This window comes from Streptomyces sp. NBC_00212 (assembly GCF_045206365.1).
GTDB lineage: Bacteria > Actinomycetota > Actinomycetes > Streptomycetales > Streptomycetaceae > Streptomyces.
This window is the reverse complement of record NZ_CP108116.1, coordinates 349,818-362,282: the sequence shown is the minus strand read 5'-3', so window position 1 is coordinate 362,282 and position 12,465 is coordinate 349,818. Positions and strand designations below refer to the sequence as shown.

General features: G+C 66.3%; 12 protein-coding genes. 7 read left to right on the top strand and 5 right to left on the bottom strand.

The features are described 5' to 3' along the window. Positions 1 to 206 precede the first annotated feature (206 nt). The 4 genes from OHA17_RS41380 to OHA17_RS41365 all read left to right on the top strand — a co-directional run bounded on the left by OHA17_RS41380 (position 207) and on the right by OHA17_RS41365 (position 2,640). A complete protein-coding gene (locus OHA17_RS41380) occupies positions 207 to 662 on the top strand; it encodes a hypothetical protein (protein WP_331721497.1) in 456 nt (151 codons plus the stop codon). 50 nt (positions 663 to 712) lie between these two features. Then, a complete protein-coding gene (locus OHA17_RS41375) occupies positions 713 to 1,906 on the top strand; it encodes a hypothetical protein (protein WP_331721496.1) in 1,194 nt (397 codons plus the stop codon). After that, positions 1,906 to 2,112 carry a hypothetical protein gene (locus tag OHA17_RS41370; protein ID WP_331721495.1) on the top strand — a complete coding sequence of 69 codons (207 nt, stop codon included), beginning with the start codon at positions 1,906 to 1,908 and terminating at the stop codon, positions 2,110 to 2,112. The genes OHA17_RS41375 and OHA17_RS41370 overlap by 1 nt, the downstream gene beginning before the upstream one ends. Positions 2,113 to 2,436: 324 nt before the next feature. Next, a complete protein-coding gene (locus OHA17_RS41365; protein ID WP_331721494.1) occupies positions 2,437 to 2,640 on the top strand; it encodes a hypothetical protein in 204 nt (67 codons plus the stop codon). Positions 2,641 to 2,682: 42 nt separating this feature from the next. On the opposite strand, the gene OHA17_RS41360 is transcribed toward OHA17_RS41365, so the two are convergent. The 5 genes from OHA17_RS41360 to OHA17_RS41340 all read right to left on the bottom strand — a co-directional run bounded on the left by OHA17_RS41360 (position 2,683) and on the right by OHA17_RS41340 (position 6,874). Then, positions 2,683 to 2,988: a hypothetical protein gene (locus OHA17_RS41360; protein WP_331721585.1), complete on the bottom strand. Its 306-nt coding sequence runs from the start codon at positions 2,986 to 2,988 to the stop codon at positions 2,683 to 2,685. 45 nt (positions 2,989 to 3,033) lie between these two features. After that, entirely contained in the window at positions 3,034 to 3,765 is a 732-nt protein-coding gene (locus OHA17_RS41355; RefSeq protein WP_406510988.1) for an HNH endonuclease family protein, read from the bottom strand. A gap of 302 nt (positions 3,766 to 4,067) precedes the next feature. Continuing rightward, entirely contained in the window at positions 4,068 to 4,520 is a 453-nt protein-coding gene (locus OHA17_RS41350) for a hypothetical protein (RefSeq protein WP_331721492.1), read from the bottom strand. Between the two features lie 516 nt (positions 4,521 to 5,036). After that, complete coding sequence (locus OHA17_RS41345) at positions 5,037 to 6,215, bottom strand: ParB/RepB/Spo0J family partition protein (protein ID WP_331721491.1); 1,179 nt, start codon at positions 6,213 to 6,215, stop codon at positions 5,037 to 5,039. Continuing rightward, positions 6,215 to 6,874 (bottom strand): ParA family protein, encoded by a 660-nt coding sequence (locus OHA17_RS41340; RefSeq protein ID WP_331721490.1) that lies wholly within the window; start codon positions 6,872 to 6,874, stop codon positions 6,215 to 6,217. Before OHA17_RS41340 ends, OHA17_RS41345 begins: the two co-directional genes overlap by 1 nt. Positions 6,875 to 7,773: 899 nt before the next feature. Between OHA17_RS41340 and OHA17_RS41335 the strand changes: the two genes are divergently transcribed. The 3 genes from OHA17_RS41335 to OHA17_RS41325 all read left to right on the top strand — a co-directional run bounded on the left by OHA17_RS41335 (position 7,774) and on the right by OHA17_RS41325 (position 12,188). Then, on the top strand, positions 7,774 to 8,382 hold the full coding sequence (locus OHA17_RS41335) for a hypothetical protein (RefSeq protein ID WP_331721489.1): 609 nt from the start codon (positions 7,774 to 7,776) through the stop codon (positions 8,380 to 8,382). Between the two features lie 1,888 nt (positions 8,383 to 10,270). Beyond that, the gene (locus OHA17_RS41330; RefSeq protein WP_331721488.1) at positions 10,271 to 11,155 is read left to right on the top strand and encodes a ParA family protein; all 885 of its coding nucleotides are present in this window, start codon (positions 10,271 to 10,273) and stop codon (positions 11,153 to 11,155) included. After that, the gene (locus OHA17_RS41325; RefSeq protein WP_331721487.1) at positions 11,148 to 12,188 is read left to right on the top strand and encodes a hypothetical protein; all 1,041 of its coding nucleotides are present in this window, start codon (positions 11,148 to 11,150) and stop codon (positions 12,186 to 12,188) included. Before OHA17_RS41330 ends, OHA17_RS41325 begins: the two co-directional genes overlap by 8 nt. The last annotated feature ends 277 nt before the right edge of the window (positions 12,189 to 12,465 follow it).

Below are 12,465 nucleotides of genomic sequence, written 5' to 3'. Positions count from 1 at the left end.
ACTGACAAGTACCCCACACATTTCGGTGTTGCCGTCGATGGCTTCGAACGACGGTCTGTCTCGCCAGCGAGCGTCATCCGGGCATCTGATTCCGCGTGGCCAGCGGCGAGTAGGAAGGCAGTACCCCTCCCCTGACCGCGCAAGATCGCTTGGTAGTGTCGCCGCGTCGTTTCATCGGTCGTTCGCTACGGGGAGGTGTGCGGGTCATGGCAGGTACGGAGCCGGCAGCAACGGACAGCACGCCGGCAGGCCGTCCCGTCGGTGTGGAGCTCAACCAGATGCCGGCCGACGCTGGTGGGGCGACTTTTCCATCAGGGTCGGCCGGTGACCGAAAGGACTTTGCGTCGAGTCCGGCTCAGAAGGCGGCGGCAGCCCAGGCAATCGAGCAGCACATCGAGCCGGATACCCGTGAATCAGGCGCCTGGGCCGACGAGCAGACCTCAACAGTTGTCAGGGAGTTCGGGGCCAGGAACGGTCACGGCTGGCTGGCTTCAGCCGCACTCGCCACGGCACATGAGGCCTGGGATGGACAGGTCAAAAACCTGATGAACAGGCTCGGTTCGGAGAAGGGCGCCCTGCGCAGTACCAACTCCCTGTGGCAGAGAACCGACGTGGGTGTGGGCAGCCAGGTCGGGCCGCCGTCAGCGCTCGACAAGTACTGAACCCTCTCCGCACGGCAACAGGGGAACGCATGCCGGCCTACCACGAAATCATGAGCACGGATCTGGCGACGCTCACCAGCGCAGCCGACCGTTGGGACGGCATGGCCAAGGAGTTCGAGAAACGCGAGAAGGCCTACCAGCGGGACGTCCACGGCATCTCCATGGGCACCTCGTGGCAGGGTCTGACCGCCGATGCGGCGAACCGGCGCTTCGACATCACGCTCCGGGAGTTCCAGTACGCGCAGACCGAGGCGAAAGCCGTCGCATCGCTCCTGCGGGAGGCCCACGCGAACTTCGCCGGCCTCAAGGGCAAGCTGACCGCCGCGAGGCAAGAAGCTCTCGAAGCGAAGATGCAGGTCTCGGACCAGGGAGTGGTCACCTACGACTACACGCAGCTGTCCGACGGCGAGAAGACCGCGCTGCACCACGACCCGGACTACCAGGAGGGCGTACGCAAGGCAGTGGCCTCCTGGCAGGATCGCGTCGACCACCTGGTCAAGGCCATGGGGGACGCCGACTCGGACCTCACCACCGCGCTGAAAGCCGTCGTCGTCGACGCGAACCCCCTGGACGGGACACTCAACGGATTCAATGGGCAGGCAGTCGGCGACATCGGGACCTACGAAAAAGCGGCCAAGAAGGCGGAGGCGGAACGCAAGGCCGAAGCCGACCGTAAGGCCAAGGAGCTCGCCCACAAGGCCGGGATACTGGAGACACTGGCCCGAGGGGTCAACGGCGCTGCTCGCGGATTCTCCCAGCCCGGCAACCTTGGCAGCAAGCTCATGAGCGCCACTGTGGAGGGGCTGGCGGACGCTACCGGCTTCAACAACACCCAGGGCATCAGTCTCAGTGGCTCACTCGGGTTCGGAATCGGCGTCGGCGGAGAGATCTCCCTCGTCAACACCCGGACCCCCGACGGACGATCCCAGATCAACTTCATGTACGCCGGCTCCACCGCCACTGCGGGATGGGACTTCGGGGCATCCGCCAACGTCGGTGTCGTCAAAAGCAACGCCGACGACATCAGTCAGCTCAAGGGCACGGGCTGGGACAAGAGCGGCTCCATCCACCCAGGCGTCGGTCTCTGGGGAAGCCACCAAAACGCCATCGGAACCACTAACTCGAAGGGCGACGACGTCGCAACCTTCGAAGGAGGCCTGGGCCTTGGTCTGGGAGCCGAGATCTCCACGGGCTTCAGCCAGGCCGATGGGTGGACTCTGTGGGAACAAAAGAAGGAGAAATGATGTTCTTTGCGGCAATCGGCGCAGTCTTCCTCATCGTCGGCATGCTCTTCGTGACCAACGTCGCGAATGCCGCCGAACGGGCCTTCCACCTGTACGCGCAGCTCACTCCACGCGTCGGCACCGCAACGCCCAAGACCCTGCGCATCGTCGGCGCCTTCTGGGTCCCCCTAGGTGCCTTCTTCCTCGCCGTCGGCATCCTCCGGTAGCCACCTCACGCACGGTAAGGTCCGAACCCCCGCCAGGTGTCAACTGCTCCTAATTCCCTGGAGTTTCGGCGTTCACATGAAAGTTGTGACGAGGGCCGACAGGCGGCCCATGAGAACGATATGCGGCTCCGGAACGTTTCGCGATTACCTAACCTGAACGGGTACGCCGGGTTCGGAGAGCGGCACGGAGAGAAGGGACCCGCGGCAACACCGGCACCGCACTTTCCGAGTACCGGGCTCTCCACGGACTCTGCCTTCAGGCGTGGTTGAGGGGCCGGTCCAGGGGTTGGGGATCGTGTTGCCCCTGTAGTCCCCCCGGAAACGGTGCGGGTCAAGCGGGCGATACTCCGCGCCACGTCGCGCCGCGTCCTGATCGCGGACCACACGAAGTTCCTCCGCGACGGCCTGTACGCGCTGGCTCCGCTCACCGACTTCGACCTGCTCGTGGTCGACGACGGCCTGCCGCAGCAGGAGATCCGGGCGATCCCGGAGGCGGGCACGGATGTGACGGTGGTGGAGCGGACCTGAAAGGGGGCGGGGCCGGGTCGCCGCTCCCGGCCGACGGCCCGCCTACGCCGTCGGCGCTTCGGCGGCGCCGCCCGCGCGGATCGCCTCCAGGGTCCGGGCGTGCAGCACCTCAAGGCCGCCCGGCGGAAGAGACCGGGGGCTGCCGGTCAGGGTGTACCACTCCTCCGCCTCCGTGTACTGAACGGCGAAGCGGGCCAAGTCGTCGTCGCCCAGGCTCGTGGTGAGAGTGAGGTCGCCAGTGATCACGCCGACCTCGTCCGTCATCGCCCCACCGGGGCCCGCGGTGACCCGGCCCGTGAACGACCGCGCCGCCCCGCCCGCAGCCACGTGCTCCTGGTTTCCGTTCATGCTGTCCATCCTGCACCGCCCTCCACCCCGACGCGCACCAGGCGTTCAGGCGGCACACATGCTGAGCATCTCGGTCAGCTTGGCCTTCTCCGCCTGGGTGACGGTCAGCTTGTACGTGGCTTTCACCGCGGTCCACGACTCGGCGTACGCACACCAGTAGTCCTTCGCGGGCGGCGCCCACTGGTCCGGACTCTGATCACCCTTGGCCCGGTTGCTGGTCGCGGAGACGGCGACGAGCTGCGGGTGGGTGAGGTCGTTCGCGAACGTCTTGCGCTGCTCGGGCGTCCATGAATTCGCGCCCGAGCGCCAGGCGTTGGCCAGCGGGACCGTGTGGTCGATATCCATCTTCGACGCGCTGTCCACGGTGAGGTGGTCGTAGCGGGAGACCCACTTCCCCGACACCGGCTTGCACTCGGCGTCCTTCTTCACGCCGGTGCCGTCCCGGTCCAGTACCGTCTCGCGGGTGTCGCACTTGGCACCCTGCCCGATCCAGTGCTGGAACTTGTCGCGGCTGTACCCTGCCATCGAGCCCGCCGGAGCCACCTTGAGCCCGGCCAGCTCCGTGCGCGCCGTCGACACGGCGGGCAGGCCGGGCAGCGCCTTCACACCCCCCGCACCCCCACCCGCACCCGTCGCGCCACCAGAGGCGGAGACAGACGGCGAGGCCTTCGCGTCGGCGGAAGACTTCTCGCCGTCCGCGCTGGAACAGCCGACCGCACCCAGCGCGATCACCACGGCCAAACCCGCTGCGGCCCACGTCTGCTGACGGCTCACCATCCACCCCACCCCTTTGTCGGTACATACCGCCCGTACCCTACCCAGCCTCCTTCCGGCCCTACGCACAACCCACCCCCGCACTCCCCCGGCGCACACCACCGGCCAAGCCGGGGCCGGACCACACGGACGGGTTCAGTGCCGCGCCCGGCGGTAGTGCCGGGCCAGGCCGTGGAAGGCCTGGTCCGGTTCCCAGCGCCACGCCGGGTCGTCAGGCGGCACCATGCGCAGCTCCCTCATCAAGTTCGTCGGCATGTTCGCGGCGGCCGCCCCCGCTCTGGGACTCGGCATCACCGGTGCAGTCTCTACGGGTTCCGCCACCCCGACACTCGCAGGCAGCAAGAATCCGACCTCAGTGCCGGCCGACAGCAAGGGCCCCGCGATCGCCCAGTCCCTACCGGTCTGCAGCTGAGCGATGCGGTGGCGCGCCCCATGAAGGCGCTCAGCGCGTCGGCGCCCTCCCGATGGCGCGCCGCCGAAGCCGTGTCCTCCGAGGCCTCGGCAGCCTCGGTTGTGCCGTACAGCGCGTTGGCCTCCTCGGCCCGGTAGTGGATCGCCGCCGCGAGCTCGAGCGCGTCGGGGTGCAGCAGCGCCGCCCGCTCGTGGTCGCTACGCCGTCCGTGGACCCGCCCGACGAGGTTCTCGACCTTGGCCTGCCGGGTGGGCGTGTCGCTCGCTCGGGCCAGCCGCAGGGCTTCATCCGCGAACTGCGCCGCGGCGGTGCCGCCGAGCAGGTCTTCTACTTCGGCGGACAGCACGAGGGCGAGCGCACGTCGCCCAGCGGGTCCGACGGGTGGCAGCGCTCACGGACTCGCGCAGGCAGCAGCGGGCGTCTTCGTGGGCGCCGAGGCCGACCTGGGCGAACGCCAGGTCGGGGAGTGCCATGGCATGGCTGTCGCGGTAGTCACGGAACGCGGAGCCAGTCTGAGCAGCTGGCAGAGCAGATACGCAGGCAAAGGAACATCCTCGACTAGGCCAAAGGCTCTGTACGGCTCTCTCATCGCCTCTCAGCCTCAAGAAGGTCCCGCCACACCGGCAGTTTCACGTTCGGCGCTCTACGGCACCATTCTGACGGTCGCTTTTCTGATGATTTTTCAGAAATGCCCAAATGTCGGCCATGAGTCGTTACTGAGCTCGCCCACGCTCGGATGAGACGAGCGAGCCGGAGCGATCCTCCATCGAGCGCGATGGACCTACACCGAAGTAAAACGACAGGGGCCCCGTTTCCCTCTCACGGTTACGGTGACAGAGAGACGGGACCCCAGACGCGCGACTCAGGCAGTAGGCAGCTTCAAGCTCCCTTGCTGCTCCCGCTCTTCCTGAGCCGTCAGCAGCTCGCGCAAACGACTGCGGTCGGCAAACGTCATCTTGGTGATGATGATCTGAGCCACTGCTGCCGGATCGGACCAAGGCATCTTCACGGGCGGCTTCTTCGTCAGCGAACCAAGCGCAGAAGTCTCACCCTCGTCTTGAAGCTCAGGCACTGCATCGGAGGGCGGCTCGAGGCTCTCCGCGTTCTGCAGCACGGCCGCCTGCTCTGGGTATACCGCGGTATACCCAGAAGCCGTCTGCTCGGCCGAGTTTGGTGCCTTCCTCACGTGCTGCTCAGAAGGGCTTCGTTGCTGGCCGACCGCCGGAGTACCCGCGGTGGCTTCGACCTCCGGTGCTGCAGGCGGGTATACCGCGGTATACCCGTTGGCCGGTCCCCCGGCCGATGCCGTCGCCGCGTGGCTCTGCTGCTCCGTCGTCGACACCTCAACTGCAGGCTTCGATTTCGGCTCGTTCTTCTTCCGCTGGTCAGCCTGCCACGCCGCCAGCTGCTCATCTGCGGGCAGTGCCGAGTAGCGCCGCATGTCGCGGAACGCGGTGAGTTTTCCCGTGGTGACGAGGTCGCGCATCGGCTCGGTGAGGCGGAGCAGGCCGATGCGCTGGTTGAACCATTGCTTGGACTTGCCGAGGGCTGTGGCTGCTTCAACTTGCTGGTTGAAGGTCATGTCCAGCATGCGCTGGAGGCCGATGGCTTCCTCGATGTAGTTGAAGTTGGCGCGCTCGACGTTCTCGGTGAGTACCGCGGCAAGGAAGCGAACGCGCGACTCAGCAATGTCCTCGCGGATGTGGACGTCGAGGGTGGGCAGTCCGGCCTGTTGCGCTGCGCGCCAGCGGCGTTCGCCGGCGGCCATGACGATGCGGCACTTTGGAAGCTGGTCGGCGTGTTCGGGGAACAGCTTCAGGTACGCGGCGCGAGTGACGCCGACGCAGGGCTGGAGCTGCCCTTGGCGCATGCTCTCGCCGAGTTCGCGCAGGCCCTCCTCGCTGAAGTCCTCGCGTGGGTTGAGCGGCGTGGCGACGACCTGGTCGGGCGGGAGGTGGACCAGGGTGGGCCGGCTGCGGCCGGGGACGGATTCGACGGTTTCGGTGGCCAGTCCTGCGAGGCTGACGCGCTGGCCGGCCATCAGCGACGGCCTCCGTACCCGAGCTCCAGGGCGAGGCGGAAGTAGTCCTCACGGGCTCGCAGGGTGGTGCCGTTGTCGGCGTACTGCGTGACGACCTTGCCCTCGGCCGCCGCGCGAGTGTGGATCTTGTAGCGGCGGATCACAGTGTTCGCCCGGGGCCAGCCCTTGGCGTCGATGTACCCGATGGTGTCGTCCCGGTCGGCCTTGCCGTCACGGGGGTCCCAGGCGTTGATGACGACCTTGTACGGCAGCCCGCGCGGCTCGATGACCTTGCTGATGGTCCGGGCCGTCGGGTCGAAGGCGAGCGGCTCGGGCGGCAGCGGGACGAGGACGTCATCGGCGATGTCCAGGGCCGCGGCCAGGATGTGCTCGTTCTCGAGGCTGCCGGGGGTGTCGATGAAGACGTGCATCCGCTGCTCGGTATCACCCAGGACATCGTGGGCGACGGCTGCCAGATTGACGGTGGTGGTGGTCTTTCCCACCCCGCCCTTCTGGTTGGCGATGACATGGATCTGGGCGCCCAGGTCCTTCAGCGCGGCGAGGCTGGCGGGGTCCTCGTGGGCCGTCGCGAAGTCGAAGGGGAGATTGCCGATCCGGTCGGCCCACCAGACGGTTGACCCTTGAGGGTCGGTGGATACGACAAGGATGGAGGAAGCCATGATGCTCCGTTTCCGTGTGCTTCCCGAGAGATTCTCGGTACTCGGACTGGGACAGCATCTCAGATCCGGAAACGGACATTTGCATGGGCTCTTTGCCGTCGCGAGGCTGGTTGCCCGGGCGATACCTCTGCCGATGGGACGTCACCTGCCGGACGAAGGCGTCCAGTTGCCGGGCGAGCAGGGTCCGGTGGGTATACCGCGGTATACCCACGGCCGTGGTGAACCCGGAACGGCCCGCGTGCCGCAGCGGTTGTCCGGACTTGCCGGAGTCAGCCACCGTTTCATCCGGCCCCGTCAGGATGCTTCGGGTGGTGCCGACGTACGCGGGGTCTCACCTCATGCCGGTGAGCGGGCTTTCGTCTCAGTCGGCGGCTTGGCGTGATGGTTGGCGAAGGGTGGGTTCATACCCTTTCCGCGCGCCTTGTCGGTGCGAGCTATTGGGTCGCGGAGGGCATCCCCGGGGCCGGGTCGCTGGTCAGTAGGCGGAGACACGTGTTGCGGACGGCGGCCAGGGAAAAACCAGCGAACGAGGACGAACAGGCCGACGAGCGGCCCTCTGCCGCGATCAGTGAATCGCCCACACCGCTACGCGGTAGGCGTCCGGGCCAACGTGCACGGCCTACATGCCCAACGCCGCAAGTCCGCGTACCGCATCCAGACTCACAGGCCTTTTTCTCATCCTTCGCCAACATCTCATTGGCCTCATCGGTCGCTGGGCCCAAGCCGCTCCGAAGTCGGCAGGAGCGGGCGATTCTCTGATGAGGCGTCAAAGGCCAGGCGGGCGGCCACGGGGCATGTGAGCCGGACGAGCAGTACACCGCAGCTCCCAGGTCCGTCACGAGCTTCGGCTTCGCAGGCAGGCATCGACCACGTCGGCGCGCCGTGGCAGAGTCCGCCTCATGCCAATATCCAGATCCAGGTACGTCGTGGCGGGTCTCTTCCTGGGGAGCGCTCTGGCCCTCACCTCCTGCGGCCAACAGGGCAACGGAGCGGCGTCGAGCGGCACCCGGCCCAGCCTCGGTACGCCCCTCTCCTCCTCGCCCACGCGCTCCCCCATCGGCCCCGCACGCGGCAACGTGGAACCCGACTCACACGACGGAGCCCCGCACTACCGGGAGAACAACGGCTTCAAGGTGCCCAAGGACATGTCCACAGGCAGCGATGAGATCGCCCGGAGGGAAGCCGATCGCATCGAGCCCGTACTCAAACGGCTCTGGGACAACAAAGTATGGGACCCGAAGCGGGTGCGCGCGGCGCTGCTGCAGCTCGGGTACCGCAACGAAGGACCCGACACCGACGAAGGCCCCGGAACGCTCGTCGTGCAGGACATGGGAGAGCGGCTCGGACTCACCGACACCCACCCCGTCAGGGCCGAAGGCTCCTTGATCGCCCTGCGGGTCCGTCACGACGCCTGCGTCACGGCGTTCACACAGCCGACCAACTATCTGGTCAAGGTCAGCGGCCGCTTCCTGGAGAGCGGCTGCTTCGAACCCCGCGGCGGCCACTGAGGATCAGCGCACCTGCTCCTCCCGAACGCAGGGACCGCGTGAAATTTCGCGGCGAGCTTCGGTCCGCGCCTGCGGCGTTGTGGCAGCAGTTGAGCCCAGCGCCGTCAGCAACTCGGTGGAGCTGCCGAGGCCGAGGATTGTGCCGAGGTTCCCCCTGCGACAGCCTCTCGAAAGGCAGGCGAAGGCTTGCCCCCCTTCTGCTGTCGCAGCTCAGTCAACGGCACTGTTGCTCTTCGCCGGGTGCCCTGGGCAGGCGCCCTTTTATGAGCGATGTACGCACGGGTGGTGGGTGTATGCCTGCACGAGCATGGTGCCCAGCCACTCCCTCCATGTACTGGATTCGGCCCTGCTCATTGCCGGGATATGTGCGGAGAACAGGCGGGACTGCCGTGCCCTTCGTGGAGATGAAGGCCTCTGGAGCGGCCGGTCTCGATGACACCGCCAGCTGGCTGTGGCAGCACCCCTTGGCACGGAACGCTGCTTCGCACAGGCCGTTGCGAACGTCATTGCGTCTCGTGGGCGTTGCTGTCGGATCTGCCGAAGTCCGTTCTTCTCTCGCTGACCGGTGCCTGCCGATGAGCGATGTGGCCTCGAGTGACCGTCTCGAATAGTTCGCACGCCGTCATCTGGGTCCGCCGCTGGATGCTCGGCCGGTCGAAACAGTCGGCGCGAGTTGCTCTGAGAGCATCGCGCCGAGGCCGTTGAGAGTCGGCGGAGCGCGGAAGAATTGAGCGCCTGGCGACGGATCGCCTCTGTGAGTGAGACCGATATTGCCCTGTCGGAATCAGCCACGCCACGATGTGCTTCAGCTCCAGGTCGGCTGAGATCACTTCCTCTGTATCGCTGCCATGAGACCCCTGACCTACACATATAACGATAGATGTGTCGATCGAGGTACTCTTATGTAGCAGCATTGCAGCAACTATAGGTAAACTCATCCGAGTCCCGATAGAAATTGAATTGAATATAACGATGCATGTTGTGTCAGATATGTCGACCTCTATAGCGACTGATGCATCTTAGAATATCCGCATGCTTGTTGCGCTATAACTAACTGTCTTTCTTGCCGTGTTGCTTGCCATCTAACTGACGGTCTAGGTTGCTGACTGACGTGCCGCGTTGCTTGCCGACTGACGAACGGTCTGACCTGCGGTCTGTCCAGCATGCATACTTGCGACCTCGCTTACGATCGGTGTTGCGCGCGAGCTGACGGACCATCCTGCTTGCCGCCTGCCTGCCTTGCGTGCTGGCGGACGTGCTGATCTACGCGCTGACGAACGATCCGTCTTCTCAGCTTGCTTACTGTCGGCCTACCCGTCTCGCCGACTTGCTCTCTGTCCCGCCTACGAACTGACGAGGTGTCTCGCGTGCTGTCTGGCCAACTGGCTGACCAGTTAACGTGCTTGCTGCCACGAGAGCTAACGAGCCGTCTGACGGTCGCCCGTGCGATCTGTCGGACACACTCGTTCTCCAAACGGCGGTGGGCGTTGCCGACGGTCGAACGGTCAAGCGCAGGCGGGTCCGAGCGTGGCTGCGGACAGATGGTCCGACGCGGTGACCTGCGGCGCGCGGGCCGCCCCGCGGACAACCTGCCGTCTCCATGCGGGCGCGCCGCCATTTCGATGACGTGGTGTCAGCGGCCTTGCATTGCACGCAGTTCCGCGCGTCGCCTCACAGGCGGTACGGAGATCCTGTTATCGTCGGCCTCGATGATCCCGTGTCACTAGATCACTGGCCGAACTCCTCAGTGGGACAGACAGGAAGCAAAGGGGCATACGCGGCCCCTCTCTCCTGTCCGCCCCACTGCGGAACTGTCAGTCTGACCTGGTGTCACGGGTACAAATAGACCTGGCACGAGCAGCCGTGAGGCAGAGAGGCGGTAGTCGCGATGAAGGTCATCGCCGTCGCAACCCAGAAGGGAGGGGTCGGCAAGACCAGCACTACCGTGAATTTGGGCGCCAGCCTGGCCCTGGCAGGCGCTCGCGTGCTGGTCGTGGACCTGGACCCGCAGGCTCAGGCCGGTACCGCTCTCGGCGTCAACCTCTCCGACGGGGAGCAGCTGGCCCGTTCCCTCGGCTGGGTGCTTCAAGGACGGCTGCAGGGCATGCCGCTGGATCTGGCGACTGCCTGGTATGACCGCAGTGAGCTTCTGGCCGAGTGGGAGGATGCGGGCACCCTGCATCTTCTGGCGAGTGAGGAATCGACGATGACGTCGGTTCAGGACATCATTCACCGCAAGGGGTATCACGCCACTCCGATTGTGCGGCGCATGCTGCTCGAGGTGGCCGACCTCTTCGACTTCGTTGTGATCGACACCCCGCCTGCAGTGTCGTCGCTGTCGGCTACGGCGCTGGCCGCCGCTGATTACGTGGTGACGGTGTGTGTCCCCGAGTATCCGGCGCTCAAGGGTGCGGCCGCGACGCGGGGCACGGTGGCGTACGTCAAGGACCGTACGGGCGGCGAATGCGATCCGCAGTACTTGGGCGCGGTGCTGAACCGTTCGAATCCGCCGTCGAAGTGGAAGGCCCAGGAGGTCAACATCCGCAACGGCATGCTGGATGCGGACCTCCAGCCCTTCATGACGGACATCCGCAGCGACAACCGGATCTCTGATTCCTTCGCCTACGGGGTGCCGGCGGCCATTCGGTTTGCCAGTCACGCGCCCGGCAAGCTGTACGGGCAGCTGATGACGCAGATTCTTGAGCGCATGCAGCAGCCGGCTCAGAAGTGGGAGACCCCGGAGGCGATCGAGCTGGAGGACTCCGTTGAGTAGCGAGAACGACGAAGCCTCGTCGGCGCCGCGCAGGGCAGCGGCCAAGCCCAAGAAGAAGGCTCCCGGTCACTTCAAGGCCGGCGGTACGTCGTTGGTGGCGGGTCTGCTGGCCGGCGCCGACCAGGTCGCCGAGCGGTCCTTCCTCGGGGGGGCGAACCGTGAGTCGGAAGCTCCGCCCCGGTCGGCTCCGTCTGCGCCGCCCGTCTCCGCGCCGCCCGTCTCGTCCCCGGCTGCGTCGCCGACCAGGTCGGTGCCGTCGCAGGCCGTCGAGGCCGCTAGCGCTGCTCCCACGGCCGCGGAAGCCAAAGCCCCGGGCGCAGCGACAAGCCCGGTTGATACGACTGTTGCCGGTGCGGAGCAGTCCCCTGATGCTCGCAAACCCTCTCTGCCCGCCGAGGCCCCGTCGGCCGCACCCCCCGCCGCCCCCAAGGCCGAGACACACAGGTCTGCCCCCGAGCCCAAGGCGGAAGCCGCGTTGGCGCCCGAGCCCGCTCGGCGGGATGTCTCCGGTGCGGGGGAGGAGGCGCCGGCCCAGCGGCGTCGGCCGCGGCCCGGCAAGCCCTGGGCCCATGGGGCCGTCCACGAGAGCTTCGCCAACGCGAAAATCCGCTCCGAGACGTGGACGAGCTACGGCTTCCGACTCGATCCAGAGGTGCTGGCAGACCTCAAGGAACGACTCAAGACCGACCGTCGCACGTCGGGGAACACCATGCTGGGGCAGGGGCACTACCTCGATGCCGCGCTGAGGCACATCCCCGAGGACGTCGACTCCCAGATCGAGATGGCGCAGGCCTTCCTCGACGACCGCATGGGCGTGGTGGGGGCCGGAAAGCAGTCGACGTACCGCGTGGGACCGCTTGCCTATGCCTTGGTCTCCACTCTCAATCAGGGGCTCCAGGAGGCGGACTACGGGCGGCGGGGACTGTACGTGGTCTCCGCCGCCCTGGAGAACTTGCTGCAGGCGTTGGACGCCGAGGGGGAGTTGCAGCGACCTGAGCGGCGGACGAAGGTGCAGCGCCCGACGTCCTCGTAGCGGTACCGACCGCCTGGGCGACCTTGTAGATGTGGGTGTGGCCCGCGCGAAAGCGCGGGCCACACCCACATCTACATCTGCAGATATCCCCATGGATATTGCGTTGGCTGTTGCCCTGTAACTGACTGTCTGACGAACTGCCTGACGAACGATCCGCGTTCCCCCCGAACTAACTAACCATCTGACACGAGAGCAAGAAGACGAGCTAACGATCCCGCGAGCCACTGAAAAACCGTCAAATACGGGGGAGCTGCGAGTTTCTGGCCACGCGACGACA

What these genes read in the sequence shown, in the direction of transcription:
- OHA17_RS41380 (WP_331721497.1), top strand. Translation starts at nt 207, where the DNA reads ATGGCAGGTACGGAGCCGGCAGCAACGGACAGCACGCCGGCAGGCCGT.
- OHA17_RS41375 (WP_331721496.1), top strand. Translation starts at nt 713, where the DNA reads ATGAGCACGGATCTGGCGACGCTCACCAGCGCAGCCGACCGTTGGGAC.
- OHA17_RS41370 (WP_331721495.1), top strand. Translation starts at nt 1,906, where the DNA reads ATGTTCTTTGCGGCAATCGGCGCAGTCTTCCTCATCGTCGGCATGCTC.
- OHA17_RS41360 (WP_331721585.1), bottom strand. Translation starts at nt 2,988, where the DNA reads ATGAACGGAAACCAGGAGCACGTGGCTGCGGGCGGGGCGGCGCGGTCG.
- OHA17_RS41355 (WP_406510988.1), bottom strand. Translation starts at nt 3,765, where the DNA reads ATGGTGAGCCGTCAGCAGACGTGGGCCGCAGCGGGTTTGGCCGTGGTG.
- OHA17_RS41345 (WP_331721491.1), bottom strand. Translation starts at nt 6,215, where the DNA reads ATGGCCGGCCAGCGCGTCAGCCTCGCAGGACTGGCCACCGAAACCGTC.
- OHA17_RS41340 (WP_331721490.1), bottom strand. Translation starts at nt 6,874, where the DNA reads ATGGCTTCCTCCATCCTTGTCGTATCCACCGACCCTCAAGGGTCAACC.
- OHA17_RS41335 (WP_331721489.1), top strand. Translation starts at nt 7,774, where the DNA reads ATGCCAATATCCAGATCCAGGTACGTCGTGGCGGGTCTCTTCCTGGGG.
- OHA17_RS41330 (WP_331721488.1), top strand. Translation starts at nt 10,271, where the DNA reads ATGAAGGTCATCGCCGTCGCAACCCAGAAGGGAGGGGTCGGCAAGACC.